At 70.6% G+C, this 24,622-nt stretch carries 26 protein-coding genes and 1 riboswitch; of the genes, 13 read left to right on the top strand and 13 right to left on the bottom strand.

Annotation, left to right across the window (positions count from 1 at the left end; genetic code table 11):
• Positions 1-234 precede the first annotated feature (234 nt).
• From ACZ4RZ_RS10065 to ACZ4RZ_RS10075, 3 genes are all read right to left on the bottom strand, one after another.
• The gene (locus ACZ4RZ_RS10065) at positions 235-630 is read right to left on the bottom strand and encodes a DUF3040 domain-containing protein (RefSeq protein ID WP_467743498.1); all 396 of its coding nucleotides are present in this window, start codon (positions 628-630) and stop codon (positions 235-237) included.
• A 275-nt stretch (positions 631-905) separates the two neighbouring features.
• Positions 906-1,676, bottom strand: a complete 771-nt coding sequence (locus ACZ4RZ_RS10070) for a methyltransferase (RefSeq protein ID WP_467743499.1) — start codon at positions 1,674-1,676, stop codon at positions 906-908.
• Between the two features lie 188 nt (positions 1,677-1,864).
• The gene (locus ACZ4RZ_RS10075; protein ID WP_467743500.1) at positions 1,865-2,404 is read right to left on the bottom strand and encodes an SAV_6107 family HEPN domain-containing protein; all 540 of its coding nucleotides are present in this window, start codon (positions 2,402-2,404) and stop codon (positions 1,865-1,867) included.
• 167 nt (positions 2,405-2,571) lie between these two features.
• On the opposite strand from ACZ4RZ_RS10075, the gene ACZ4RZ_RS10080 reads away from it, so the two are divergent.
• The 5 genes from ACZ4RZ_RS10080 (at position 2,572) to ACZ4RZ_RS10100 (ending at position 8,605) form a co-directional block, all read left to right on the top strand.
• The gene (locus ACZ4RZ_RS10080; RefSeq protein ID WP_467743501.1) at positions 2,572-3,327 is read left to right on the top strand and encodes an ATP-binding cassette domain-containing protein; all 756 of its coding nucleotides are present in this window, start codon (positions 2,572-2,574) and stop codon (positions 3,325-3,327) included.
• The gene (locus ACZ4RZ_RS10085) at positions 3,299-5,383 is read left to right on the top strand and encodes a YhgE/Pip family protein (protein ID WP_467743502.1); all 2,085 of its coding nucleotides are present in this window, start codon (positions 3,299-3,301) and stop codon (positions 5,381-5,383) included. Before ACZ4RZ_RS10080 ends, ACZ4RZ_RS10085 begins: the two co-directional genes overlap by 29 nt.
• 35 nt (positions 5,384-5,418) lie before the next feature.
• The gene (locus ACZ4RZ_RS10090) at positions 5,419-6,048 is read left to right on the top strand and encodes a TetR/AcrR family transcriptional regulator (protein ID WP_467743503.1); all 630 of its coding nucleotides are present in this window, start codon (positions 5,419-5,421) and stop codon (positions 6,046-6,048) included.
• A 373-nt stretch (positions 6,049-6,421) separates the two neighbouring features.
• Positions 6,422-7,036 carry a DUF4126 domain-containing protein gene (locus tag ACZ4RZ_RS10095; protein ID WP_467743504.1) on the top strand — a complete coding sequence of 205 codons (615 nt, stop codon included), beginning with the start codon at positions 6,422-6,424 and terminating at the stop codon, positions 7,034-7,036.
• Positions 7,037-7,081: 45 nt separating this feature from the next.
• The gene (locus tag ACZ4RZ_RS10100) at positions 7,082-8,605 is read left to right on the top strand and encodes a phytoene desaturase family protein (RefSeq protein WP_467743505.1); all 1,524 of its coding nucleotides are present in this window, start codon (positions 7,082-7,084) and stop codon (positions 8,603-8,605) included.
• A gap of 97 nt (positions 8,606-8,702) precedes the next feature.
• Here ACZ4RZ_RS10100 and ACZ4RZ_RS10105 read toward each other — a convergent pair whose 3' ends face one another.
• The 6 genes from ACZ4RZ_RS10105 to ACZ4RZ_RS10130 all read right to left on the bottom strand — a co-directional run bounded on the left by ACZ4RZ_RS10105 (position 8,703) and on the right by ACZ4RZ_RS10130 (position 13,864).
• Positions 8,703-9,674 carry an SCO2102 family sporulation regulator gene (locus ACZ4RZ_RS10105; RefSeq protein WP_467743506.1) on the bottom strand — a complete coding sequence of 324 codons (972 nt, stop codon included), beginning with the start codon at positions 9,672-9,674 and terminating at the stop codon, positions 8,703-8,705.
• A 56-nt stretch (positions 9,675-9,730) separates the two neighbouring features.
• A complete protein-coding gene (metF, locus tag ACZ4RZ_RS10110) occupies positions 9,731-10,654 on the bottom strand; it encodes a methylenetetrahydrofolate reductase [NAD(P)H] (protein ID WP_467743507.1) in 924 nt (307 codons plus the stop codon).
• A gap of 137 nt (positions 10,655-10,791) precedes the next feature.
• Positions 10,792-11,451: a thiamine phosphate synthase gene (thiE, locus tag ACZ4RZ_RS10115; protein WP_467743508.1), complete on the bottom strand. Its 660-nt coding sequence runs from the start codon at positions 11,449-11,451 to the stop codon at positions 10,792-10,794.
• A gap of 167 nt (positions 11,452-11,618) precedes the next feature.
• Entirely contained in the window at positions 11,619-11,984 is a 366-nt protein-coding gene (locus ACZ4RZ_RS10120; RefSeq protein ID WP_028803215.1) for an Rv2175c family DNA-binding protein, read from the bottom strand.
• Positions 11,985-12,199: 215 nt separating this feature from the next.
• Positions 12,200-13,435 carry an NAD(P)/FAD-dependent oxidoreductase gene (locus ACZ4RZ_RS10125; RefSeq protein ID WP_467743509.1) on the bottom strand — a complete coding sequence of 412 codons (1,236 nt, stop codon included), beginning with the start codon at positions 13,433-13,435 and terminating at the stop codon, positions 12,200-12,202.
• Between the two features lie 87 nt (positions 13,436-13,522).
• Positions 13,523-13,864 (bottom strand): avidin-fold protein, encoded by a 342-nt coding sequence (locus ACZ4RZ_RS10130; protein ID WP_467743510.1) that lies wholly within the window; start codon positions 13,862-13,864, stop codon positions 13,523-13,525.
• Positions 13,865-13,916: 52 nt separating this feature from the next.
• A riboswitch (TPP riboswitch) is annotated at positions 13,917-14,030 on the top strand.
• On the opposite strand from ACZ4RZ_RS10130, the gene thiO reads away from it, so the two are divergent.
• The 6 genes from thiO to ACZ4RZ_RS10160 all read left to right on the top strand — a co-directional run bounded on the left by thiO (position 14,028) and on the right by ACZ4RZ_RS10160 (position 20,001).
• Positions 14,028-15,194 (top strand): glycine oxidase ThiO, encoded by a 1,167-nt coding sequence (gene thiO / locus ACZ4RZ_RS10135; RefSeq protein WP_467743511.1) that lies wholly within the window; start codon positions 14,028-14,030, stop codon positions 15,192-15,194. (Overlaps the previous riboswitch by 3 nt.)
• The gene (gene thiS / locus ACZ4RZ_RS10140) at positions 15,191-15,391 is read left to right on the top strand and encodes a sulfur carrier protein ThiS (RefSeq protein WP_467743512.1); all 201 of its coding nucleotides are present in this window, start codon (positions 15,191-15,193) and stop codon (positions 15,389-15,391) included. Before thiO ends, thiS begins: the two co-directional genes overlap by 4 nt.
• A 3-nt stretch (positions 15,392-15,394) precedes the next feature.
• Positions 15,395-16,189: a thiazole synthase gene (locus ACZ4RZ_RS10145; RefSeq protein ID WP_467743513.1), complete on the top strand. Its 795-nt coding sequence runs from the start codon at positions 15,395-15,397 to the stop codon at positions 16,187-16,189.
• A gap of 186 nt (positions 16,190-16,375) precedes the next feature.
• A complete protein-coding gene (pknB, locus tag ACZ4RZ_RS10150) occupies positions 16,376-18,319 on the top strand; it encodes a Stk1 family PASTA domain-containing Ser/Thr kinase (protein ID WP_467743514.1) in 1,944 nt (647 codons plus the stop codon).
• 211 nt (positions 18,320-18,530) lie between these two features.
• A complete protein-coding gene (locus ACZ4RZ_RS10155; RefSeq protein ID WP_467743515.1) occupies positions 18,531-19,397 on the top strand; it encodes a deoxyribonuclease IV in 867 nt (288 codons plus the stop codon).
• Between the two features lie 82 nt (positions 19,398-19,479).
• A complete protein-coding gene (locus tag ACZ4RZ_RS10160) occupies positions 19,480-20,001 on the top strand; it encodes a DUF4396 domain-containing protein (protein ID WP_467743516.1) in 522 nt (173 codons plus the stop codon).
• A 19-nt stretch (positions 20,002-20,020) separates the two neighbouring features.
• Here ACZ4RZ_RS10160 and ACZ4RZ_RS10165 read toward each other — a convergent pair whose 3' ends face one another.
• A complete protein-coding gene (locus ACZ4RZ_RS10165; protein ID WP_467743517.1) occupies positions 20,021-20,653 on the bottom strand; it encodes a sulfite oxidase-like oxidoreductase in 633 nt (210 codons plus the stop codon).
• Between the two features lie 155 nt (positions 20,654-20,808).
• Here ACZ4RZ_RS10165 and bfr point away from each other — a divergent pair, with 155 nt between their 5' ends.
• Complete coding sequence (bfr, locus tag ACZ4RZ_RS10170) at positions 20,809-21,288, top strand: bacterioferritin (protein ID WP_369246013.1); 480 nt, start codon at positions 20,809-20,811, stop codon at positions 21,286-21,288.
• Between the two features lie 7 nt (positions 21,289-21,295).
• On the opposite strand, the gene ACZ4RZ_RS10175 is transcribed toward bfr, so the two are convergent.
• The 3 genes from ACZ4RZ_RS10175 to ACZ4RZ_RS10185 all read right to left on the bottom strand — a co-directional run bounded on the left by ACZ4RZ_RS10175 (position 21,296) and on the right by ACZ4RZ_RS10185 (position 24,343).
• A complete protein-coding gene (locus tag ACZ4RZ_RS10175) occupies positions 21,296-21,538 on the bottom strand; it encodes a (2Fe-2S)-binding protein (protein WP_467743518.1) in 243 nt (80 codons plus the stop codon).
• Between the two features lie 170 nt (positions 21,539-21,708).
• Positions 21,709-23,061, bottom strand: a complete 1,353-nt coding sequence (locus tag ACZ4RZ_RS10180; RefSeq protein WP_467743519.1) for a class II 3-deoxy-7-phosphoheptulonate synthase — start codon at positions 23,059-23,061, stop codon at positions 21,709-21,711.
• 130 nt (positions 23,062-23,191) lie between these two features.
• Positions 23,192-24,343 (bottom strand): glycoside hydrolase domain-containing protein, encoded by a 1,152-nt coding sequence (locus tag ACZ4RZ_RS10185; protein WP_467743520.1) that lies wholly within the window; start codon positions 24,341-24,343, stop codon positions 23,192-23,194.
• Between the two features lie 177 nt (positions 24,344-24,520).
• Here ACZ4RZ_RS10185 and ACZ4RZ_RS10190 point away from each other — a divergent pair, with 177 nt between their 5' ends.
• Positions 24,521-24,577 carry a trp operon leader peptide gene (locus ACZ4RZ_RS10190; RefSeq protein ID WP_356123226.1) on the top strand — a complete coding sequence of 19 codons (57 nt, stop codon included), beginning with the start codon at positions 24,521-24,523 and terminating at the stop codon, positions 24,575-24,577.
• Positions 24,578-24,622 lie beyond the last annotated feature (45 nt).

The following is a 24,622-nucleotide window of genomic DNA, read 5'->3' on the forward strand; positions in this document are numbered from 1 at the left end:
TCCCGGGCACCGGGGCTGAACTCGGGGCGGGTTCGCTTACCGGCGATTGCTGGCTGCCGCTCTCTTTGGGATGGGTGCCCCCGGTGCCACCCATGCCCACAGCGGGGATGGCTGCGAAGGCGGCACGCATGCCCGCGACGGCGCCGGGGCTTCAGGGCATGCGCGAGGGGGTGTCCACCCGGTTCGGGTGGACACCCCCTCGTACGGATGTCTTCGGCTGCGGCGCTCGGAGGGCTAGTGGCCCTGTTCGTCGCGGCGACGCTGCCAGCGTTGTTCGATGCGGTCCATCAGGGAGCGGCGCTGTCGGCCCTGGCGGCGAGCGGCGGGTGTGCCGGACGCGGCCGGCTGCTCACCCGGCTTGGGAGCCTTGCGCCAACCGGTGACGGCAAGCACCGCACAGCCCAGCATGACGAGGAAGCCCACCACGCTCAGCCAGATCTGAACTGCGACCATTCCGGCCATGAGGAGCGCGATACCCACCAGGAAGCCCGCGACCGCCTGGTATACCCGTCGCCGGGTGTACGTACGCAGCCCGCTTCCCTCAAGCGCTGTCGCGAACTTGGGATCTTCGGCGTACAGCGCTCGCTCCATCTGCTCGAGCATTCGCTGCTCGTGCTCCGAGAGCGGCACGGAGTCCTCCTCATCGTGCAGTCGCCGGGGCGACCGGGGGTCCCCTTCAGGATAGGCAGGGAATCGCCCCCGTGAAACCCGCCCCTCTACGCCAATTCGCCAACCGGAACCCGCCATGGCACCCCGATCCACTGAGGCGTGCATTCCCCAGCGAACGGTCCGTCATGCCGGACGGTCTCCCTCGATCATACGGCGCCGGGCACCCGATCGGGGGGTCTGTGGCGTACTCCATCTGCCGCCGAGCCCCTGATCAGCGGCGCACCACAGGAGGCGGCTCAGCCCTCGGCAGCCCCCCGCGCCTCACCGAGCACATGGAGCTGCGTCGCCACGGAGTGGAACGCGGCGAGCTCGGCCGCCGCCGCCTCCAGCTTCAGCAGCGCTTCCAGAGCCCCCGGTTCGGTGTCCACGAGGACCCCCGGAACCAGGTCGGCGAAGACCCGGACGCCGTGCACGGCGGCGACGCGAAGGCCGGCGCCCTCGACCAGGGCGGTGAGCTGTTCGGCCGTGAAGCGGTGGGGTACGGGATCACCCTCGCCCCAGCGTCCGTCCGGGTCATCCAGCGCCTGCCTGGCCTCCTTGAAGTGCCCGGCCAGGGCGCGGGCCAGCACGGCTCCGCCCAGGCCCGCGGCGAGGAGGCTGAGCACGCCCTCGGGGCGCAGCGCGTCCACCACGTTGCGCACGCCCTCGGCCGGGTCGTCCACGTACTCCAGGACGCCGTGGCACAGCACGGCGTCGTAGCCACCGCGCCCGACCACGTCGAAGAGCCCGTGCGCATCGCCCTGGACGCCCTGTACGCGGTCGGCGACGCCGGCCTCGGCGGCCCGGCGCTCCAGCGCGAACAGCGCGTTCGGGCTGGGGTCGACGACCGTGACGCGGTGGCCGAGGCGGGCCACCGGCACCGCGAAGTTGCCGCTGCCGCCCCCGGTGTCGAGGACGTCGAGGGACTCCCGCCCCGTGGCCTTGACCCGGCGGTCCAGGGCGTCCTTGAGGACCTCCCAGACCACGGCGGTACGGAGAGAAGCGCGGGGGCGCATCGGGTCCGACACGGCAGTTGACTCCTCGGCGCGGCACCGCCTCTTGCACGGCGGAGCGATCTTCGGGGCCTCCCGGTGGGGAGGCCGCGGGCGCCTCCACCCTATTGCCTCCACCGCGGTAGCCGATCCTCCGTCTCACACGGCGGATCGCGTGGTGGGCGCACGGTCGCCGACACGTCGGTCCACGGCTTCCGCACCGGTCAGCCCGCGTCCGGCACCTCCTGGTCCGCGTCCTGTCGGGGCTGGGGCAGCACAGGTTGCAGCACGAGCATCCGCTCGACGAGGCGCAGGAACATCGCCACGTCCCGTATCAGGTCGTCGGCATCGCGGCTGCCGGCCGCGCCCTGGATGCCCGCCTCGGCGCGGGCGCGGCGGGTGGCTCCGGAGGCGAACAGGGCGCTCCACTCGGTGAGTTCGGGCGCGATTTCGGGGAGCACTTCCCAGGCGCTCCGGATGCGGGCCCGGCGTCGCGCCGTGGGCTCCGGGCGGCCTCGCGCGGCGAGGACGGCGGCGGCGGTGCGCAGGGCGGCCAAGTGGGCCGTCGCATACCGCTCGTTGGGCGTTTCGAGGGCCGCAGCCTCGTCGAGTCCGGCGCGGGCCTGGGCGAGCAGATCGAGGGCGGCGGGCGGGGCCGTGGCACGGCGCAGCACGGGGTGCACGTCGCTCGCCGGGCCGGTCAGTGAGGGGGCAGGGCCGGTGACGCGGCGCCGGTGGGCGGCGGCTGCGGAAGAGCTGGCCATGACGAACCTCCTGTCGTCTGTGTGACGGCACTGTGGCCGTATGTGCCCATCGTGAGGTATGCCACTGACAATCCGTTCTGACCTGGCCTTTTGCTTCGATCGTAGGTTCGGGGTTATTTTTGCACTGACCAGTCAGTTCAAAAGTAGTTCCAGGGGATGGGGAAGCTGTGGACAGTCCACACGGACTGGGCGTCACGGCCGATGACTTCGGACTCGAGGGACCCCGCGGCTGGGCGTTCCGCGGAGTCTTCGTCGACGCGGAGCCCGGCTCGCTGATCGCGATCGAGGGGCCCTCGGGATCCGGCCGTACGTGCCTGTTGCTCGCGCTCACGGGCCGGATGAAGCCGACCGAGGGGACGGCCGTCGTGGGCGGATCGAGACTGCCGAAGCAGATGGCCACCGTGCGCCGGGCGAGCGCGCTCGCGCACGTACCCGGCGTCACGGACCTCGACCCGGCCCTGACCGTCGGGGAGCACCTGAGCGAACGGGCGCTGCTGCAGCGGCGGTTCGGAGGCTCGCTGCGGGGGCTGCTGCGACCCCGCGCCGAGCGACTGACCGAGGCAAAGCTGCGGATCGACACCGCTCTGGCCGCCGCGAGGCTCGACCTGGAGGCCCTGCCCAAGGGCTCCCGGACCGCCGTACGCGACCTGGAGCGACTCGAAGCCCTGCGGCTGTCCGTGGCGCTGGCCCTCATCGGCCGGCCGGGTCTGCTCGGCATCGACGACACCGACCTCAAGCTCTCGGACGCCGAACGAGCCGAGGCCTGGGCCCTGTTGAGGTCGCTCACCGAGTCCGGCACCACCGTCGTGGCGGTGTGCAGCGAGGCCCCCGAGGGTGCCACCGTCGTCACCCCCCAGAAGAACCGGCAGAAGAACGAGCAGAAGGAGACGGCCGATGCGCTCGCCGAAACTGGCCGCGCTTGAGCTCAGGCGCTTCGGCCGGGGCAAGCTCCCGCGTGCCGCGCTGGCCGCGCTCCTGTTGCTGCCGTTGCTGTACGGCGCCCTCTACTTGTGGTCGTTCTGGGACCCGTACGGCCGCCTGGACCGCATCCCCGTGGCGCTCGTGAACGACGACAAGGGGGCGAGCGTCGCGGGCAGGAAGATCGCGGCGGGCGACGACATCACCAAGGGGCTGCGCGACAGCGACACCTTCGAGTGGCACGAGGTGAGCGCGGCCGAGGCCCGCGAGGGCGTCGAGGACGGCACGTACTACCTGTCGCTGACCATGCCGGGCGACTTCAGCGAGCGGATCGCCTCCAGCTCCGGGGACACGCCGGAGACCGGCGCGCTCCAGGTGCGTACGAACGACGCGAACAACTACATCGTCGGGCAGATCTCCCGGACGGTGTTCAGCGAGGTGCGCACGGCCGCCTCCACCAAGACCTCGCGGTCGTTCCTCGACAAGATCTTCATCTCGTTCTCGGACATCCACGGGGCGACCGAGAAGGCCGCCAAGGGCGCCGACACGCTCAAGGGCGGGATCGGCAAGGCGAAGAAGGGCTCCAAGGATCTCGCGGACGGCCTGCAAGAGGCCAAGAAGGGCAGCGGAAAGCTTTCCGGGGGCCTGAAGAAACTCAACAAGGGCGCGGGTGACCTGGAGGACGGTTCGCGACAGGTCGCGGACGGTACGCAGTCGCTGGCCGACAAGGTCAACGGGGTCGCGGACAAGGTGGGCCCCTTCCTGAAGGACAACCAGAAGTCGATCGGCGACACGGCCCAGCTCGTCGCCGACTCCGCCGCGGGGATCCGCCACAACCTCGACACCCTGGTGGAGACGGCCCCGGCCGCGGCCAAGAGCGCCCACACGGCTTCCACCGCGCTGAACGCCGTCTACAAGGCGCGCTGCGAGACCCTGCCGCTCCCCGACGCCGCGTGCCCCGACCTGAAGAAGGCCAAGGAGGCGGCCGCGGACGTCGCTGAGGTCGCCGACGACGTGAACACGCTGATCGACGACCAGGACGGCGATCTCGACAAGCTCGACAAGAACCTGGCCACGCTTCAGAAACAGGCCCAGGCTCTCGCCGACCGCTCACCGCACCTCTCCGAGGACCTCGACGACGCCGTCTCCAAGATCAACAAGCTGAACGAGGGTGCCGAGAAGGTCGCCAAGGGGACCAAGAAGCTGCACACCGGGCTCGGCACGGCCAAGACCGGCGCGGCGGACCTCGACACGGGCGTCGGCAGGCTGAAGACGGGCGCGAGCGACCTCGACGGGGGCATGTACAGGCTCGTCGGCGGCTCCGGGAAGCTCGCCGGCGGACTGCACGACGGCGCCGATCAGATCCCCGACTACGACAAGCAGGACCGCAACCAGCGCACCCAGGTCATGGCCGACCCCGTACAGCTCGCCTCCAGGGACCTGCACAAGGCGCCGAACTACGGCACCGGCTTCGCCCCGTACTTCATCCCGCTGTCCCTGTGGGTGGGCGCGATGGTGGCGTACATGCTGATCCAGCCGCTCAACCGGCGCGCGCTCGCGGCGGGTGCCTCGGCGTGGCGCATCGCGCTGGCGGGCTGGCTGCCGGTGGCCGCCGTGGGCGTTCTGCAGACGGCGGCTCTGATGTCCGTGCTCCACTGGGCGATCGGCCTGGAGATGGCCCGGGCGGCCGGGACGGTGGGCTTCCTCTTCCTGGTGACGGCGTGCTTCGCGGCGATCGTGCAGTGGCTGAACGCACGCTTCGGAGCGGCGGGCCGGATCCTCGTGCTGGCCCTCCTGATGCTCCAGCTGACGTCGGCGGGCGGCACGTACCCCGTCCAGACCAGTCCGGGCTTCTTCAACGCGATCCACCCCTTCTTGCCGATGAGTTACGTCGTCGGGGCCCTCAGGAGGCTCATCACGGGCGGCGGCCTGGGGCCGGTATGGCAGGCGTGCGCCGTCCTGGTGGGCTTCACGGCGGGCGCCCTCGCGCTCACCGCCCTGTCGGCGCGCCGCAAGCAGGTGTGGACCCTCGACCGGCTGCACCCGGAGCTGAGCCTGTGACCGCTCACGCAGCCGCTCCTGTGACAATCGGGGCCATGGAAAGCAGCAGCACCACGGCGAGCGGCGGCGGCCGTCGCGAGGCGACCCGGCAGAAGCTCTACGAGGCGGCCGTCACCCTGATTGCCGAACAGGGCTTCTCCGCCACCACGGTGGACGAGATCGCCGAGCGCGCCGGGGTCGCGAAGGGCACGGTCTACTACAACTTCGCGAGCAAATCGGTCCTCTTCGAAGAGCTGCTGCGGCATGGCGTGGGACTCCTCACCGCCTCCCTCCGGGAGGCGGGCGAGAACACCGCGCGCAACGGCGGCAGCAAGGTCGACGCGCTGGACGCGATGATCCGGGCCGGGCTCGTCTTCATCGACCGCTACCCGGCCTTCACCCAGCTGTACGTGGCCGAACTGTGGCGCACCAACCGGACCTGGCAGTCCACGCTGATGGTGGTCCGGCAGGAGGCGGTCGCGGTCGTCGAGGGCGTGCTGCGCGACGGTGTGGCGAACGGCGAGCTCAGCGACGAGATCGACATCCCGCTGACCGCGTCCGCGCTGGTCGGCATGGTCCTGGTGGCCGCCCTGGACTGGCAGGCCTTCCAGCCGGAGCGCTCCCTGGACGACGTCCACGCGGCGCTGTCCCGGCTGCTTCAGGGGCGCGTCAGCGGCAACCGCTGAACCGGGACGCGGAGCGCGTACGAAAGCGCCGGTCCGATGTGGCCGCGTCCCCCGCGGGCCACCTCGAACCGGCGCTTCGCCGTACTCCCCCGTGCCTCCCCCGTTGGGCCCCCGTTCGGTCGTCCCCCGGGTTCCCCCGTGCCTCGCTCCCGCCGACCGTGTCGGCGGAAGGAGCGGCCAAGGGCGCGAGATCCGTTCCGCCGCCCCGTGTCGGCGGTACCGGAGCCGCGCCCTCTTCCGTGCCTCCACTCTCTCGTTCGCGCAGGTCGGGCCCCATCCGCGCGCGTACTCATCTCACTCACTAGGTACGGATACTCAGTCCTGCGCACTCATGCCCAGGACCCACCGTTGTCGACTGGTTACGATCGCGTCCGTGTCCGTACTCCCCCTGGTCTTCACCAGCGGCTGGGCCAGCGGCATCAACGCGTACGCGGTGGTGTTGCTCCTCGGCGTCTTCGGCGCGACCGGTCTGAGCGACGACGTCCCGGAGTCCCTTCAGCGCCCTGAGATCCTCGTCACAGCAGGCGTTCTCTTCGTCTGCGAGGCGGTCGCCGACAAGATCCCGTACGTCGACTCGGTGTGGGACTCGGTGCACACCGTGATCCGGCCGGTGGCGGGCGCCTGGGTCGGGGCGCTGCTCGCCGGGCAGAGCGGTTCGCTCTCGGATCTGACGGCGGGCGCGATCGGCGGTTCGACGGCGCTCGCGAGCCACACCGTCAAGGCCGGGACGCGGATGGCGATCAACACATCGCCCGAGCCGTTCAGCAACCTCATCATGAGCACCGCCGAAGATCTGGGCGTCGCCGGGATCCTCACCTTCGCGATGTTCCATCCCGAGGCCGCGGCGATCATCGCGGGCGTCCTGCTGCTCGCCGGCCTTGTGGTGCTCTTCTTCCTCGTCTCGCGGATCAAGCGGTTCCTGCGCCGCCGGGCGCAGCGCCGGGAGGAGAGACGGCTGGCCGCGCGGACGGGCGTACCACCTGACTGACCTCCGCGGACGGGACTGTCAGTGGCGGCCGATAAAGTCCCTGGCATGGCACGAATTGCGGTGATCGGCGCCGGGATGGGCGCGATGGCGACCGCCGCCCGGCTGGCCGTCGCGGGCCACCGGGTGGTGGTGTACGAGCGCGCGGCGACGTACGGCGGTGCGGTGCGCCGCTTCGAGCGCGACGGCTTCGCCTTCGACACGGGCCCGGGGCTGCTGCCACTGCCCGCGGTCTACCGCGACCTGTTCGTCAAGACCGGCAAGCAGCCGCTGGAGGAGTGCGTCGAGCTGGTCCAGGTGGACCCCTCGTCGCGGCATCTCTTCGCCGACGGCACGCAGGTGTCCCTGCCGAACGCCTCGCGCGCCGGGGTCGTCACCGCGCTGGACGAAGCCCTCGGGGCGGGCGCCGGCAAGCGGTGGGGCGACTTCCTGGTGCGGGCCCGCGAGGCGTGGGACCGCACCCGCCGGCCGCTCCTGGAGGAGCCGCTGTGGCCCAACTGGTCGGTGCTCGCCGAACGCGAGCCCTACCCCTCGGTGCCGCACAAGAAGCTGCTGCGCACCCGCCGGGCCACCACCCTCGCCGAGATCGGCGCCTGGGAGCTGCGCGACCCTCGCCTCACGGCCCTCCTGGAGAGCCAGGCCCTCGCGTACGGGCTCGATCCGCGTGTCGCCCCGGCGAGCGCGGCCGTGCTGCCCTACATGGAGCACGCCTTCGGCACCTGGTATGTGCGTGGCGGCATACGGGAGTTGGCACACGCGGTGTACGAGCGGTGCCTCGCCCGCGGAGTCGAGTTCCGCTTCGATGCCCCGGTCGAGCGGATCGTCGAGAAGAACGGCCGGGCGGCGGGCGTGGAACTCGCTGAGGGCACCTCCCAGGCATTCAGCTCTGGAGGAGGCACGGTCGAGGACGCCGACTTCGTGATTGCGGGCGTGGCGCCCGGCGTGCTGGACAGCCTCGTCCCGGGGACGCCGATACGCGGGGCCGACGAGGTCTCGCCGCAGCGCGGGGCGCCGAGCCGGCTGACCCTGCTGCTGGCCCTGCGCGGAGGGCGGCCCGAGGGGGTGGCGCATCGGACGGTGGTCCACACGGCCGACCGCGAGGAGGAGTTGGGCCGGCTCTTCGGTGAGCACCCGGGGCTCCCGGCCGCGCCCACCGTCATGGTGTCGCGCCCCGACGACCCCGCGCTGGTACCGGACACCGAACACGAAGCGGTCACGCTGACCGTCACCGTACCCTCGGGCCTTCCGGTGTCCGGGTCGGAGGTGGAGCGGGTCCTCGGCGTCGCCGAGCGCGCCATACCCGGCCTCCGAGACCGCCTGCTGTGGCACGAGGTCCGCACCCCGGCCGACATCGCGGAGGCGACCGGCGTGGACGGCGGCGCGGTCCCCGCCCCCGCGCTCGCCGCGGCGGACGGCCGTCTGCTGCACCCGTCGAACGGCACCCGGATTCCGGGGCTGTTCGCGGCAGGCGGCTGGGCGCACCCCGGCGGCGGACTCCCGCACGCGGGCATGTCGGGCGCGCTGGTGGCCGGACTGATCGTGGAGGGACCGGAGTTCCGGGGCTCACAGTGAGCGTGACCACGGCGGTGCACCGCGCGAGCACGCAGGTGCGCTGACACAACGGCGGTCGCCTGGGGGCCGGTAGTCTCAGCGGTTGGGGCGGCAGGCCTCAGTACCGGTACTGCTGCTCGTCGTACCCCGTGCCATTGCCGTTCCCCTGGTACGGATACGGCTGCTCGGGCGGGAGTTCGCCACCGTATTCGTCGGTGCGCTGCTGCGGCACCCAGACACCGCCGGACGGGGTCTCGCCGCCGTAGGTACCGGTGGCGTACTGGTCCTGGCCGTAGCCCTGCTGCTGCATGTACTGCTGCTGGTCGCCGCCGTACGTGGTGTCGTACGAGGCACCGGTGTACGTCTGCGTGCCGATGTACGGGTCGGAGTAGGGGGCGTACTGCTGCTGGCCGTTGTCGTAGGCGTACTGCTGCTGGTCGTAGCCGGAGTAGCCGTCGTACGCGTAGGCCTGCTGGTCCTGAGCCTGCCCGGCCGTCGCGTAGGCCTGCTGGTCCTGGGACTGGGCGGCGCCGGCGTAGGACTGGTCGCCGGTCGTCGCGTATCCGGTGTCGCTGTAGATGCCGTACGAGCCGGTGTCGTCGGGCAGCGGCTGCGGCTCGTACACGGCGGTGGTCTCGGCGGCCGCGGGCTCGCCGGATCCCTGCGGCGTGAACCGGTCGGACGGCGCGGGTGAGAAGACGTCGTCCTCTCCGGCGTACTCGTCGTCCTGCCGATAGGCAGCGCCGTCGGTCGCTTCGAGGTCGGAGACCTCCAGCGTCGGGTCCTGGTACTCCGGCTCGCCGCGACGGCGCTTGCTGGGCTTGCCGGGCGCGGAGGGGCCGTTGATGGCCCAACCCTGGGCGAAGCCACGGCGGAACGACAGGGTGACGTACGTCTGGCCGACCGCGAAGGCGGCCGCGCCGAGGCCGATGACCACCACGGAGGGCATCAGCACACCCAGGACCACGCCGAGGAAGCCGACGAAGGCGAGCAACCGGTAGCGCAGCCGCGCCTTGTACTGCAGCAGCACCTCGCCGAGCAGCCACAGCGCGACAATGCCGAACGCGATGTAGAGGACCGTCCAGCCCATGTACGCCCCTCTCCCAGTGGCCGCTACGCAGTCTGTCGTACGCGGGTGCGACCGGTCTAGGCCCGCTGTGGGTGGTGCAGACCCAGATTCTCGTAGATTTCCAGCGTCGCCGTGGAGTTGTTCAACGTAATGAAGTGCAACCCGGGGATTCCCTCGGCCAGCAGCCTCGCGCAGAACTCCGTCGCGAACTCAATGCCAATGGAGCGTACAGCCGCCGGATCGTCTTTGGCTGTGAGGATCCGCTCTTTCAGGGCGTCCGGGAACGAAGCGTTGCTGAGCTTCGGGAGCCGCTCCAGCATCTTCACGCTCGTCACCGGCATGACCTCGGGGATGACCGGGGTCTCGCAGCCGGCCGACGCGACGCGGTCGCGCAGGCGCAGATACGACTCCGGGTGGAAGAACATCTGCGTGATTGCGTAGTCGGCGCCTGCGCGGCACTTGTCGACGAAGTGCTCGACGTCCAGGTCCCATTCGGTGGACCGCGGGTGCATCTCCGGGAAGGCCGCGACGCCTACGCAGAAGTCGCCCGACTCCTTGATGAGTCGGACGAGTTCGGCCGCGTAGGTCAGGCCTCGCGGGTGCGGGACCCACTCGCCCATGGGGTCGCCGGGCGGGTCGCCGCGGACCGCGAGCATGTTGCGGATACCGGCGTCCGCGTACTGGCCGATGATGTTGCGCAGCTCGGCGATGGAGTGGTTGACCGCGGTCAGGTGGGCGACCGGGGTGAGCGTCGTGTCGACGACGATCTGCTGGGTCTCCTTGACCGTGCCCGCGCGCGTGGAGCCGCCGGCTCCATAGGTCACGGAGACGAAGTCGGGAGCGACGGCCTCGACCCGGCGGAGGGCGTTCCACAGGTTCCGCTCGCCCTTGGGGGTCTTCGGCGCGGAGAACTCGAACGAGTACGTCTTCTTGCCGGTCGCGAGCATGTCGCGCACGGTGCGTGCGCGATCAGTCCTGGTGGAAGCAGATCCGAGGGCCATACCCGCAGGTTAGCCAGGGGGCGCCGGTCCCCCAACCGAACCGATGAGATTTGTCCGATTTGTCGACTTCTTGTCCACCCCTCGGACAATTGTCGGACGGCGGAGCGGGACGGCTGCTCCGCACGGTCACCGGATGACTATGCGTGACGAAGTCTCTTCGCGAACTCTGCCGCCGCCGCGCCCGGGTCGTCGGCCTCGGTGATCGCCCGCACGACGACGACACGCCGGGCGCCCGCCTCCAGCACCTCGTCCAGGTTGCCGAGGTCGATACCGCCGATGGCGAACCAGGGACGGTCGGTGCCCAGCGAGGCCGTGTAACGGACCAGGTCGAGCCCTGGTGCGTGGCGGCCCGGCTTGGTGGGAGTGGGCCAGCAGGGGCCGGTGCAGAAGTAGTCCACACCCTCCTGGACGGCGGCGGCCGCGGCCTCGGACTCGGCGTGGGTGGAGCGGCCGATCAGGACGTCGTCGGCGAGGATGGCGCGGGCCGCGGGGACCGGGAGGTCACCCTGGCCCAGATGCAGTACGTCGGCGCCGATCGCGTGGGCGACGTCCGCCCGGTCGTTGACCGCGAGGAGCCTGCCGTGGCGTGCGCAGGCGTCCGCGAAGACCTGGAGGTGCTCCAGCTCCTCGGCCGCCTCCATGCCCTTGTCGCGCAGCTGCACGATGTCGACCCCGCCCTCCAGGACGGCGTCCAGGAACTCGGCGAGGTCGCCCTGGCGCTTGCGGGCGTCCGTGCACAGGTAGACGCGGGCGTCGGCGAGCTGGGCGCGTGCGGTGGCGGCGGCGTTCTCGGGCATGCGTGTATCCCCCGTTGTCGGTGCGTACGGAGCACGGTGATCCGGTGGCCATTCGGCGCATACGGCCCACGGTGGGCCGGTGGCCTTTCGGCGCGTACGGACCACAGTGATCCGGTGGCCTTCGGGCCCGGTGCCCGCCGTGGTCCGTACGCCGGACGGTTGTCAGGTCAGACGGCGAGCGCCTGGGCGCGGCGCTTCACCTCCGTGCCGCGATTCTCGCTCAGAGCCTGCGCGGGGGTGCCGGGCAGGGTCGGGTCGGGGGTGAAGAGCCACTCGAGCATCTCTTCGTCGGTGAAGCCGTCGTCCCGCAGGAGCGTCAGGGTGCCGGACAGGCCCTTGACGACCTTGTCCCCGTCGATGAAGGCGGCGGGGACGTGCAGCGCGCGGTTCTCACCACGGCGTACGGCGATCAGCTGGCCCTCCTTGACCAGCTGCCGGACGCGGGTCACCTCGACGCCGAGCTGTTCGGCGATGTCGGGGAGGGTGAGCCAGGCGGGGACGAGAGCATCGATCTTTGCGTCAATCTCGGTCACGGGGACAAGCCTGCCATCCCGGACTGACACTCGGTACCCGAGTCCCGCCCTGGCCGGGGTCCGGCGCTCCTGCGATCGGGTGGGTTTCGGCCGCTCGGCACCGCTGGCGGCAGCCCGAATCCGCGGTCGGGGCACCGCGCCGTCGAGCCGTCTCGCCGTAACGATCTCCGGCTCCGCCGAATCGGGTGCTTCCTCCGGCGGCGGAGAAGTGTCGGCTACGCCATCGTCGCCGCCTTCAGCGGTTTCGACGGGTCCGCCAGAAGTTCCGGGTTCATCGGGGTGCCCGCCTCGATGAGTCGGCGCCCCTGGGCCAGATCCCTCGGTCGGCCCACCGCCAGGAGGGCGACCAGGCGGGTGTCGCGGAGCCAGCACACCGTCCAGGCGGCGCCGGAGGGGTCGCCTCGCCAGAGGGTCGTGTCGGCGGGGGCGTGGTGGCCGACGTACTGGACGAAACGGCCGAACTGCTCGGACCAGAAGTACGGGACCGGGTCGTACGCGGCGGGGGCCTCGCCGATGATGTTCGCGGCGACCGTGCGCGGGCCCTGGAGGGCGTTGTCCCAGTGGTGGACCAGGAGGCGGTCCTCATACCTTCCCGAAGGGAAGGAGGCGCAGTCGCCGACCGCGTAGACGTCCGGTACGGAGGTGCGCAGGTGGTCGTCGGCCACCACCTCGCGGTGGGCGCCGAGCGCGATGCCGGAGCCGGCCAGCCAGGCGGTCGCGGGGCGTGCGCCGATCCCGACGACCACGGCGCCGGCGGGCACCCGCGAACCGTCGTCCAGCACCACCGCGCCGGGCTCGATGCGCTCCACGCGCGCGTGCGTACGCAGCGACGCCCCACTGTCCGCGTACCAGGCCGCCATCGGCGCGGCCACCTCGGCGGGCAGCGCGCCGGCGAGCGGCCGGTCGGCGGCCTCGACGACCGTCACCGCGCACCCCGCCTCGCGCGCCGCCGTGGCGAACTCGGCGCCGATCCAGCCGGCCCCGACGACCACGATGTCGTGCTGCTGGGCGAGGACGGGACGCAGCCGCTCGGCGTCGTCCAGGGTGCGCAGCAGATGGACCCCGGGCACGCCCTCCGCGCCCGGCAGCTGAATCGGTTCCGCGCCGGTCGCGATGACCAGGACGTCGTACGGCTCAGGCCCGGTGGCGGTGTCCAGCTCATGGTCCCCGGGGCGCAGGCCGAGCGCCTCGCGCCCGAGCTGCAGTTCGATGCCCAGTGCCTCGAAGTCGACGTCGAAGGCGGAGCCCTCGGCCTTGCCGAGCAGCACGGCCTTGGACAGCGGCGGCCGGTCGTACGGCTGATGGGGCTCCGCGCCGATCAGCGTCACACTGCCGGTGAAGCCCTGTTCGCGCAGGGCGACCGCGGTCTGGACACCGGCCATGCCCGCGCCCACGACGACGACTCGCCGCGCCGTACGCCCCTGCGACTGCGCCTGCGTCTGCTCGCTCATCTGATCACCATAGACAACTGACAATTTGTCAGTCAGGGGACGTGCTCAGTGACCTGTTGCACAGCGCACGTCCACGTCCTCCGATGCTCACTCGTCCACTTCCTCCACCACGCTCGTCCCGCTGCCCGTCTGCGACTCCCATTCCCAGGTCTCCTCCAGGCGTACGCGCCCGTCGGGCAGCTCGACCACGCGGGACACACAGTGCCCCGACGAGGTGCTGCCGTCGCGCTTCAGCTGCACATACCGGAAGTCGAGGCGGTCCCTCTCACGAGTGCCCACGAGATGCCCGCGTATGACATCGCCGCCCGCGTACTCGGCCCAGATCTCGCCGTCCTTCTCGTGGTACGTGAACCGGGTGCGGGTACCCACCTGACCTGGCGCCTGGTCGGCGACCGGGGCGAGGACGAGGCCGTCGAGCGAGCGGGGCATGGACGGAGGCTCCCTTACTGAGACAGGTGGCGGCGGGCTAGGGTGGCCAACGTAAAGCACTCGCGGGAGCCCGGACGCACCGGGCTGAGAGGGAGGCTGGGACGGCCTCCGACCGTACGAACCTGATCCGGGTCATGCCGGCGAAGGGAGGGGCTGGACGCCCATGTCGCCTACACGTACGTCAGACGTCCTCGTCATCGGGGGCGGAATCATCGGGCTGGTGACGGCCTGGCGGGCCGCGCAACGCGGGTTCACGACGGCCCTCGTGGATCCCGAACCGGGCGGCGGAGCGGCCCAGGTCGCGGCCGGAATGCTCGCCGCCGTCACCGAACTGCACTACGGCGAGCAGACTCTGCTGGGCCTCAACCTCGCCTCCGCGCGCCGCTATCCGGACTTCGCCGCCGAACTCACCGAGGCGACGGGCCAGGAACTCGGCTACCGCCAGTGCGGCACGCTCGCCGTCGCGCTGGACGCCGACGACCGCGCGCATCTGCGTGAACTCCACTCCCTGCAACGGCAGTCGGGGCTGGACTCGGAGTGGCTGAGCGGGAGGGAGTGCCGCCGTCTGGAGCCGATGCTCGCACCCGGCGTACGCGGCGGACTGCGGGTCGACGGCGACCATCAGATCGATCCGCGCCGGCTCGCCAAGGCCCTGGTCACGGCGTGCGAGCGGGCCGGGGTGGTGTTCCACCGGACCTGGGCGGAGCGGCTGAGCGTCGTAGCGGACCGGGCCGCCGGAGTCGTCACCACGGACGGCACCGAGCGGGCCGCCGGCCAGGTGGTGCTCGCCGGGGGCAGCCTCAGCGGTCGTCTGGCCGGCGTTCCCGACGCCGTACTGCCGCCCGTGCGGCCGGTGAAGGGGCAGGTGCTGCGGCTGACCGTGCCGAATCGGTACGCGCCCTTCCTGAGCCGTACCGTCCGCGCCGTCGTGCGCGGAAGCCAGGTCTATCTGGTGCCGCGCGAGAACGGCGAGCTCGTCGTGGGCGCGACCAGCGAGGAGCTGGGCTGGGACACGACGGTGACGGCGGGCGGCGTGTACGAGCTGCTGCGCGACGCCCATGAACTGGTGCCCGGGATCACCGAGCTGCCGCTCACGGAGACGCGGGCGGGGCTGCGCCCCGGCTCCCCCGACAACGCGCCGCTCCTCGGACCGACCGAGCTGGACGGCCTCCTGCTGGCCACCGGGCACTACCGCAACGGCGTCCTGCTGACGCCCGTCACCGGTGACGCGATGGCGCACGTGCTGACCACCGGTGAACTCCCCGACGTGGCCCGCCCCTTCACTCCGCGGCGCTTCGGCGCCGCCGCCCTCACGGAGCAGCCCGCATGAACATCTTCGTCAACGGAGAGCGGCAGCGGATCACCGCGGGGACCGCTCTCGACACGCTCGTCGCGGCCCTCACCGCCGCCCCGTCCGGCGTGGCCGCCGCGCTCAACGAAACCGTCGTCCCGCGCGCGCAGTGGTCGTCCACCGCCCTCTCCGAGGGAGACCGCGTAGAGGTCCTCACCGCCGTCCAAGGAGGCTGACCCATGGCCGACGATCCCTTTGTCCTCGGTGGTACGTCCTTCTCGTCCCGGCTGATCATGGGTACGGGCGGTGCGCCCAGCCTCGATGTGCTGGAGCGCGCCCTGGTGGCGTCCGGTACGGAGCTGACGACGGTCGCGATGCGGCGCGTGAACGCGTCCGTGCACGGCTCGGTCCTGTCCGTGCTCGACAAGCTCGGCATCCGTGTGCTGCCGAACACGGCCGGCTGTTTCACCGCGGGCGAGGCCGTGCTGACCGCCCGTCTCGCGCGTGAAGCCCTGGGCACGGACCTGGTCAAGCTGGAGGTCATCGCCGACGAGCGCACGCTGCTGCCCGACCCGGTCGAGCTGCTCGACGCCGCGGAGACGCTCGTCGACGACGGGTTCACCGTGTTGCCGTACACGAACGACGATCCCGTCATGGCGCGCAAGCTGGAGGACGTCGGCTGCGCCGCGATCATGCCGCTGGGCTCGCCCATCGGGTCCGGCCTGGGGATCCGGAACCCGCACAACTTCCAGTTGATCGTGGAGCACGCGCGCGTGCCGGTGATTCTGGACGCGGGGGCCGGTACGGCGTCCGATGCGGCGCTCGCGATGGAGCTGGGGTGTGCGGGTGTGATGCTTGCCTCAGCGGTGACGCGGGCACAGGAGCCTGTCCTGATGGCGGAGGCCATGAAGCACGCGGTGGACGCGGGGCGGCTCGCCCACCGTGCGGGGCGGATTCCTCGGCGGCACTTCGCCGAGGCGTCGTCTCCTGCGGCGGGCTTGGCACGCTTGGATCCCGAGCGGCCCGCTTTTTAGTCCCCGGCACCGCCATTTTCCTCCCACCCGCGCACCACACGTTTCCGGCCCGTCCACAAGTGCGGGGCACTCGTGAGCGAGTCCCGCCGTCGGCGGGTGCGGGATGCGTCACAGGTCGGCTGCAGTCGCGCTCCGGTATCGGCCGAACGGGGCGGTGTGACAGTGGCGGCTCGTACACTCACCTGCGTGGATACGACCCTTCAGGACCCGCTTGTCGGGCAGGTGCTCGACGGCCGCTATCGCGTTGACGCACGGATCGCGGTCGGCGGGATGGCCACGGTCTACAGGGCCCTGGACACCCGCCTCGACCGCGTCCTCGCGCTCAAGGTGATGCACCCGACGCTGGCCGCCGACGGCTCGTTCGTCGAGCGTTTCATCCGCGAGGCCAAGTCGGTGGCCCGGCTCGCGCACCCCAATGTGGTGCAGGTCTTCGACCAGGGGGCGGACGGGTCGTACGTCTATCTGGCCATGGAGTACATCGCCGGGTGCACCCTGCGCGACGTACTGCGCGACCGGGGCGCCCTGCAGCCGCGGGCCGCGCTCGACATCCTGGAGCCGGTGCTCGCCGCCCTCGGCGCCGCGCACCGCGCCGGGTTCGTGCACCGCGACATGAAGCCGGAGAACGTCCTCATAGGGGACGACGGCCGGGTCAAGGTGGCGGACTTCGGTCTCGTACGGGCCGTGGACACCGTGACGAACACGACGGGGGCCGTCCTCGGCACCGTCTCGTATCTCGCCCCCGAGCAGATCGAGCACGGCACCGCCGACACCCGCGTCGACGTCTACGCGTGCGGCGTCGTCCTCTACGAAATGCTCACCGGCGACAAGCCGCACTCCGGGGACTCCCCCGCCCAGGTGCTCTACCAGCACCTGCACGCGGACGTGCCGCCGCCGTCGGCCGCCGTGCCGGGGCTGGCCTACGAGCTCGACGAGCTGGTCACCACGGCGACCGCCCGCAATCCCGAGGTGCGCCCGCACGACGCGGTGGCGCTGCTCGGCCTGGTGCTGGAGGCGCGCGCCGACCTCACCGCCGAGCAGCTCGACGCCGTCCCGCCGGGGGCCCTCGCCATGGGCCACGACAACGCCGAGGACCGTACGAGTGTGATCCCGCGCTCGCTGTCCGTGCCGCGACCGCTGCCCGTGAACGAGGACGACGAGGGCGCCGCCTTCAACCGGACCAGCCGGTTCGAGGAGACCAGTCGGTTCGAGTCCGGCCCGCCCGCTCCGTCCCGGCGTGCGACGCGCCCCCGGCGCACGATGCTGGCGATCGTCGCCGCCATCGTGCTGGCGCTGGGTCTCGGTGCCGGTGTCTGGTACATCAACTCCGGCCAGTTCACCAAGGTCCCGCCGATCCTCGCGAAGACCCAGGCCGAGGCCATGGACCGGCTGACGCAGGCCGGGCTCGAGGTCGGACAGGTCAAGCACCAGTACAGCGACACCGTGAAGCGCGGCACCGTCATCAGCACCGACCCCGAGATCGGCGCGCGGATCCGTGACAACGACTCGGTGACACTGACCATCTCCGACGGCCCGGAGACGGTGAAGGTGCCCGACCTGAAGGGCTTCGCCCTGTTCAAGGCGAAGGATGTGCTGAAGGGCGACGGCCTCGCCGCGGGCATGGTCACCCGGGAGTTCAGCGAGGACGTAACCAAGGGCTTTGTGATCAGCACGGACCCGGAAGCGGGGACCAAGCGCCACGCGGGTTCGGCCATCGCGCTCGTCGTCAGCAAGGGCAGCCCGGTGGAGGTGCCCGAGGTCACCGGCGCGTCGGTGGAGGACGCCACGGCGGAGCTCGAGGACTCGGGTCTGAAGGTGAAGATCTCCTCGGAGCGGGTCAATTCGGAATTCGACAAGGGCCAGATCGCCGAGCAGTCGCCGGCGGCGGGTCGCGAGGTCGCCTCCGGCGACACGGTGACGCTGACGATCTCCAAGGGCCCCCAGATGGTCGAGGTCCCGGACGTCGTGGGCGACAGCGTGGACGACGCGAAGAAGGCGCTGGAGGACGCCGGGTTCAAGGTCAACGAGGACCGCGGCCTGCTCGGGCTCTTCGGGGACCACGTCAAGAGCCAGTCGGTGGAGGGTGGCGAGACGGCGCCCAAGGGGTCGACGATCACCATCGAGATCCGCTGACCCCGGTGGCGCGCCGGTGGTTTGTCGCCCCCTCCGCCCCTACCCGTCCCGTACCTGGGGGCTGCCTCCCCCGGACCCCCGCTTCGACCTGAACGGCCTCGTCCTCCAACGCCGGACGGGCTGAGCATCAGCCCCTCCGGCGCGGAGCCCCCGGGTAGGGGCGGAGGGGTCGAAAAGTCTGCTGTCTCCGGCGTGGGACCCTGTCAACGTGATGAGTCAGCTGTCCCGCAACCCCGTCGGCGGCCATGTCCCGGTGGCCGGCGGCCTCAACTCCGTCGGCCTCTCCTACGCCCGCGATCTGCGGGCCGAGACCGTCCAGGTCTTCGTCGCCAACCCGCGAGGCTGGGCGACGCCCGCCGGAAACCCGAAGCAGGACGAGGAGTTCCGCGCGGCCTGCGCCGCCGAGTCGATCCCCGCGTACGTCCACGCCCCCTATCTGATCAACTTCGGCTCGCACACCGCGGCGACGGTCGAGAAGTCGGTGGAGTCGCTGCGGCACTCGCTGCGGCGCGGGCGGGAGATAGGCGCTCTGGGCGTGGTCGTGCACACCGGGAGCGCAACCGGCGGCCGGGAGCGGTCCGTCGCCCTCAAGCAGGTGCGTGAGTACATGCTGCCGCTGCTGGACGAGCTGACCCATGACGACGACCCGTACCTCCTGCTGGAGTCGACGGCCGGCCAAGGCGCCTCCCTCTGTTCCCGGACCTGGGACTTCGGGCCGTACTTCGAGGCGCTCGACGCCCACCCCAAGCTGGGCGTCTGTCTCGACACGTGCCACATCTTCGCGGCCGGCCACGACCTGACCGGGCCGAGCGGGATGCACCAGACCCTCGACCTGCTGGTGGACACGGTCGGCGCGGGCCGGCTCAAGCTGATCCACGCCAATGATTCCAAGGATGTGGTCGGCGCCCATAAGGACCGCCACGAGAACATCGGCTCCGGCCACATCGGCGAGGACCCGTTCCGTGCCCTGATGACCCACCCCGCCACCGAGGGCGTACCGCTGATCATCGAGACGCCCGGCGGCAAGGAGGGGCACGCGGCGGATGTCGAGCGTCTGAAGAAACTTCGCGACGGCTGACGCCGTTGAGGAATACCCCTAGGGGGTATACGGTTCCTGTCCAGTACGAGACAGGAACCGCTATCCGGCGTTGGGGGCCCTCATGCAGCACGACACGCACGCGCAGCACGAGCACGACACGCACACGCATCACGAGGAACACGCACACACCCACGACATGGGCGGCATGGTCACCTGGTCCATGGCGGCCCAGGCCACCCTGCACTGCCTCACCGGCTGCGCCATCGGCGAGGTGCTGGGCATGGTGATCGGCACCGCGTTCGGCTGGGGCAACGTGCCGACGATGATCCTGGCGATCATCCTCGCCTTCGTCTTCGGCTACTCCCTCACGCTGCGCGGAGTACTCAAGGCCGGCGTCGACTTCAGGACGGCGTTCCGGGTCGCGCTCGCCGCGGACACCCTGTCCATCGCGGTGATGGAGCTGATCGACAACGGCGTGATCGCCCTGTGGCCGGACGCGATGGACGCACAGTTGGCCGACCTGTTGTTCTGGGGCGCGCTGGCCGTCTCACTGGCCGTCGCCTTCGTGGTCACGACGCCCGTCAACAAGTGGATGATCGGCCGCGGCAAGGGACACGCGGTGGTGCACCAGTACCACCACTGATCGGCAGCCGTAGCAGGAGTCAGAGCTCGGGGCCGTCCCCGAGCTCCTCCTGGTAGGAGTAGCGCTGCTCGCGCCAGGGGTCGCCGATGTTGTGATAGCCGCGCTCCTCCCAGAAGCCGCGGCGGTCGGCCGTCATGTACTCGACGCCGCGGACCCACTTGGGACCCTTCCAGGCATAGAGGTGCGGGACGATGAGGCGGAGCGGAAAGCCGTGTTCCGCCGTCAGCAGTTCGCCGTCCTTGTGCGTGGCGAAGATGGTGCGGTCGGAGGCGAAGTCCGACAGGCGAAGGTTGGAGCTGAAGCCGTACTCGGCCCAGACCATGACATGGGTGACGGCGGGCGCGGGCGGGGCGATCTCCAGGATCGTACGGGCGGGGATGCCACCCCATTCAGCCCCGAGCATGCTGAACTTCGTGACGCAGTGCAGATCGGCCACGACGGAGGCGTACGGCAGGGCCGTGAACTCCTCGTGGGTCCAGCAGTGCTTCTCGCCGTCGGCGGTGGCGCCGAAGACCCTGAACTCCCAGCGTTCGGGGCGGAACTTGGGTACGGGCCCGTAGTGCGTGACCGGCCAGCCTCGCTGAAGTCGCTGCCCCGGCGGAAGCTCCGACTGCGCCGCTTCTCCAGATTCACGCTCCACCGGCTGACCCATGACTCCATCCTGACAGACCCGGGACAGTGCACATGACCAGCCCTGGTCGGATTCGGGCAAGTCATACTAAGCGTGCACTTACTGGACGGTCTTGTGTGCCGGTGCAAGGATGCGGCGCAACCTGCCCAGTCCCCCGCTTGGAAGGAGCCTCTGCGATGCAGGGCGACCCCGAGGTCCTCGAGTTTCTGAACGAACAGCTCACCGGCGAGCTGACGGCGATCAACCAGTACTGGTTGCACTACCGCATCCAGGACAACAAGGGCTGGACGAAGCTCGCCAAGTACACGCGTGAAGAATCCATCGATGAGATGAAGCACGCGGACAAGCTCACCGAGCGCATCCTCATGCTGGACGGCCTGCCGAACTACCAGCGGCTGTTCCACGTACGGGTCGGCCAGACGGTCACCGAGATGTTCCAGGCCGACCGGCAGGTGGAGGTCGAGGCAATCGACCGCCTCAAGCGGGGGATCGAGGTGATGCGCACGAAGGGCGACATCACGTCCGCGAACATCTTCGAGTCGATCCTCGAGGACGAGGAGCACCACATCGACTATCTGGACACCCAGCTGGAGCTGATCGAGAAGCTCGGCGAGGCGCTCTACATCGCGCAGCAGATCGAGCAGCCGGACAGCTGAACAGCCCCTAAGCGGCCGCGTCCAGAGACGCGGACACCCGGACCTCGGAGAGCACCGGCTTGCCCTCGTCCGCGAGCTCACGCCGCGGGCACGCGCCCCGGCCCAGCAGGGCCTGAATCCGGCGGACGCACGAACCACAGTCCGTGCCCGCCTTGCACGCCGACGCTATCTGGCGGGGGGTGCAGGCACCGTCCTCCGCGTGCTTCTTCACCTGCGCCTCGGTGACACCGAAGCAACTGCAGACGTACACGCGGTCCACCTCCCGACAGGATTCCCAGGTCGCGCCATCCCGATGATCGGTGAGGCTAACCTAACCTTACCCGTCTCTCAGGAACCGCAAAAGTGCGAGGGGGCGCGGATCGTATGTGATCCGCGCCCCACCACTACATGCCGGTAACAGCCGAAACGGCTGTTGGTCCGCTACTGGTCCCGGTACATCTCGGCGACCAGGAACGCCAGGTCAAGGGACTGGCTGCGGTTCAGGCGCGGGTCGCAGGCCGTCTCGTAGCGCTGGTGCAGATCGTCGACGAAGATTTCGTCGCCGCCGCCCACGCACTCGGTGACGTCGTCACCGGTGAGCTCGACATGGATGCCGCCCGGGTGCGTGCCCAGACCCTTGTGGACCTCGAAGAAGCCCTTGACCTCGTCGAGCACGTCGTCGAAGCGGCGGGTCTTGTGGCCCGAGGCCGCCTCGAAGGTGTTGCCGTGCATCGGGTCGGTCACCCAGGCCACGGTCGCACCGGAGGCGGTGACCTTCTCGACCAGTTCGGGCAGCTTGTCGCGGACCTTGTCCGCGCCCATCCGCACGATGAAGGTGAGGCGGCCCGGCTCGCGCTCCGGGTCGAGGCGGTCGATGTACTGCAGCGCGTCCTCGGCCGTCGTCGTCGGGCCCAGCTTGATCCCGATCGGGTTGCGGATCTTGGACGCGAACTCGATGTGTGCGCCGTCCAGCTGACGGGTGCGCTCACCGATCCACACCATGTGGCCCGAGACGTCGTACAGTCGGCCGGTACGTGAATCGACCCTGGTCAGCGCCGACTCGTAGTCGAGGAGCAGCGCCTCGTGGGAGGAGTAGAACTCGACGGTCTTGAACTCCTCCGGGTCGGTCCCGCAGGCCCGCATGAAGTTCATCGCGTTGTCGATCTCGCGCGCCAGCTGCTCGTAGCGCTGGCCGGAGGGGGACGACTTCACGAAGTCCTGGTTCCAGGCGTGCACCTGGCGCAGGTCGGCGTAGCCGCCGGTGGTGAAGGCGCGTACCAGGTTGAGCGTGGAGGCGGACGCGTTGTACATCCGCTTCAGGCGCTCGGGGTCCGGGATGCGGGCCTCTTCGGTGAAGTCGAAGCCGTTGACGGAGTCGCCGCGGTAGGTCGGCAGGGTCACGCCGTCGCGGGTCTCGGTCGGCTTGGAGCGCGGCTTGGAGTACTGGCCGGCGATACGGCCGACCTTCACGACCGGCACCGAGGCGGCGTACGTGAGCACGGCGCCCATCTGGAGCAGGGTCTTGAGCTTGTTACGGATGTGGTCGGCGGACACGGCGTCGAAGGCCTCGGCGCAGTCGCCGCCCTGGAGCAGGAACGCCTCTCCCTTGGCGACGGACGCCATCCGGGCGCGCAGCTGGTCGCACTCGCCCGCGAAGACGAGCGGCGGATACGACTCGAGGTCCGCGATCACATCGCGCAGAGCCTCGGCATCGGGGTACTCGGGCTGCTGCGCCGCGGGCAGGTTTCGCCAGGTGTTGCCAGCGCTCGCGCTGGACTTAGCGTTCACGGTCACCTCCACAACATTACGGGGTCGTGTCGGGCGTCCATTCACGTGCTCATCAATTGAGACGCGGCGCGCTCGATCGGGGGTGCTCCGGGCGGCGCACGACAGGCCTCCGCGGCCGCCCGGAGCGGGGACATGGCTAGTCCACGTCGAGCCGGTCGCGGTCGATGGAGATCGTCACGTCGCCGTGGGTCTCGGACGTGTCGCCCAGGTACTGGTGGATCCGCTGGTGCTTCGCCCACTGGTTCGCGGGGATGGACGAGTCGGTGGTCGTCGACCGGCCGTCCCAGCGGGCGAAGTGGATCACGTCGGGCAGGGTGACGCTGCTCTTGTTGGCCACCAGGTCGGTGACCAGGGACGAGGTGTTGCCGTACGCGCCGGAGCGGTAGCCGAGCTCATGCAGGCGCTCCGTGTAGGCGTCGAGGTAGGCCAGCACCTTGCTGGTCACGGAGCCTCCGGGGGCGTAGTTCTCCAGGTCGTCGTAGATCACCGTGCCCTTGCCGAAGCCCAGCGCGGCCGCCTGCCGGGCCGCGTCGTCGGCGGCCTCGGTGCCCTCCGGCACGGGGTCGGTGATCGACGCGCAGCCGCCCCCGCAGCTGCCTCCGTCGGAGGAGGGCTGCCTGCCGACGTACAGCGGGAAGAACCGCCAGCCGTTCGCGTACTGCGTCCGCAGCCAGCCGGCGGTGAGGTGGGTCTGGGCGCAGGCGCGGTTGATCCCGCCGATGTAGACGCCGACGGCTCCGTAGTCGGAGTCGTCCCGCCAGGCGTCCATCGCCGACTGGCCGGGCGCGGTGCAGGCGTCGAAGCCCTCGCCCCGGAAGGAGGTCGCGTCGGTGGGCAGAGGTGCCGCGTCGGGCGCCCCGACGTTCGGCCCCTTCTGCGCGGTGGCAACGGGCAGACCCGCCCCGCGCAGGATGTCCTGGATCCTCGTACGGTCCTCCCCGTACGTGGCGGTCACGACGATCCTGTCGGCGGTGACCTGGTACGTCCCCGCTGTGCGGTTCTCGGTGACGGCGCTCCCGGCGCCGGAGGCGGGCTGGAGCAGGAGCGCCTCGGTGCGTCCGGTGGCTCCCGCCGGGCAGCTCTGCCGGTCGCCGGGCGTGCCGAGGTACACGACGTGCCGGTCGAACCGGACGCAGGCGTCGGGATCCTTCTCCAGGTCCACGACCTGCCAGGAGGCGGGGACAGTGAACTCGTAGCCGCGGTATGTGACCGTGGTGGTGTCGTCGGACTCGATGGCGCGGGCGGGGCCGAGCGGGCCGGCGGCGAGGACCGCGGCCGCGGCGAACATCGTGAGCGTACGGGCGCCGCCGCGGCGAAACTGGGGTGAACGTGCTGCGTGGATGGCTCTCTCCTTCGTCGGGCTTTCTGGCCATGCCATCCATGGCCGGTGACCGGTCGGTAGGAACGCGGCGCGCGAACGGTTCACGCTGTTGCCCGGCCCCGGACGTCGGGTAAGGTGCGGCGCATGCTCGCGCACTCGATCCAGAACTGGTGGTGGACCGCTCATCCGGCGGCCCACTGACTGCGCGTACGCAAGACTTCGCGAAGGCCGCCCGGGGGGCGGCCT

The organism is Streptomyces sp. NPDC027189 (assembly GCF_055566975.1).

What these genes read in the sequence shown, in the direction of transcription:
- ACZ4RZ_RS10075 (WP_467743500.1), bottom strand. Translation starts at nt 2,404, where the DNA reads ATGGCCAGCTCTTCCGCAGCCGCCGCCCACCGGCGCCGCGTCACCGGC.
- ACZ4RZ_RS10085 (WP_467743502.1), top strand. Translation starts at nt 3,299, where the DNA reads ATGCGCTCGCCGAAACTGGCCGCGCTTGAGCTCAGGCGCTTCGGCCGG.
- ACZ4RZ_RS10090 (WP_467743503.1), top strand. Translation starts at nt 5,419, where the DNA reads ATGGAAAGCAGCAGCACCACGGCGAGCGGCGGCGGCCGTCGCGAGGCG.
- ACZ4RZ_RS10100 (WP_467743505.1), top strand. Translation starts at nt 7,082, where the DNA reads ATGGCACGAATTGCGGTGATCGGCGCCGGGATGGGCGCGATGGCGACC.
- ACZ4RZ_RS10105 (WP_467743506.1), bottom strand. Translation starts at nt 9,674, where the DNA reads ATGGGCTGGACGGTCCTCTACATCGCGTTCGGCATTGTCGCGCTGTGG.
- metF (WP_467743507.1), bottom strand. Translation starts at nt 10,654, where the DNA reads ATGGCCCTCGGATCTGCTTCCACCAGGACTGATCGCGCACGCACCGTG.
- thiE (WP_467743508.1), bottom strand. Translation starts at nt 11,451, where the DNA reads ATGCCCGAGAACGCCGCCGCCACCGCACGCGCCCAGCTCGCCGACGCC.
- ACZ4RZ_RS10125 (WP_467743509.1), bottom strand. Translation starts at nt 13,435, where the DNA reads ATGAGCGAGCAGACGCAGGCGCAGTCGCAGGGGCGTACGGCGCGGCGA.
- ACZ4RZ_RS10130 (WP_467743510.1), bottom strand. Translation starts at nt 13,864, where the DNA reads ATGCCCCGCTCGCTCGACGGCCTCGTCCTCGCCCCGGTCGCCGACCAG.
- thiO (WP_467743511.1), top strand. Translation starts at nt 14,028, where the DNA reads ATGTCGCCTACACGTACGTCAGACGTCCTCGTCATCGGGGGCGGAATC.
- thiS (WP_467743512.1), top strand. Translation starts at nt 15,191, where the DNA reads ATGAACATCTTCGTCAACGGAGAGCGGCAGCGGATCACCGCGGGGACC.
- ACZ4RZ_RS10145 (WP_467743513.1), top strand. Translation starts at nt 15,395, where the DNA reads ATGGCCGACGATCCCTTTGTCCTCGGTGGTACGTCCTTCTCGTCCCGG.
- ACZ4RZ_RS10155 (WP_467743515.1), top strand. Translation starts at nt 18,531, where the DNA reads ATGAGTCAGCTGTCCCGCAACCCCGTCGGCGGCCATGTCCCGGTGGCC.
- ACZ4RZ_RS10160 (WP_467743516.1), top strand. Translation starts at nt 19,480, where the DNA reads ATGCAGCACGACACGCACGCGCAGCACGAGCACGACACGCACACGCAT.
- ACZ4RZ_RS10165 (WP_467743517.1), bottom strand. Translation starts at nt 20,653, where the DNA reads ATGGGTCAGCCGGTGGAGCGTGAATCTGGAGAAGCGGCGCAGTCGGAG.
- bfr (WP_369246013.1), top strand. Translation starts at nt 20,809, where the DNA reads ATGCAGGGCGACCCCGAGGTCCTCGAGTTTCTGAACGAACAGCTCACC.
- ACZ4RZ_RS10185 (WP_467743520.1), bottom strand. Translation starts at nt 24,343, where the DNA reads ATGTTCGCCGCGGCCGCGGTCCTCGCCGCCGGCCCGCTCGGCCCCGCC.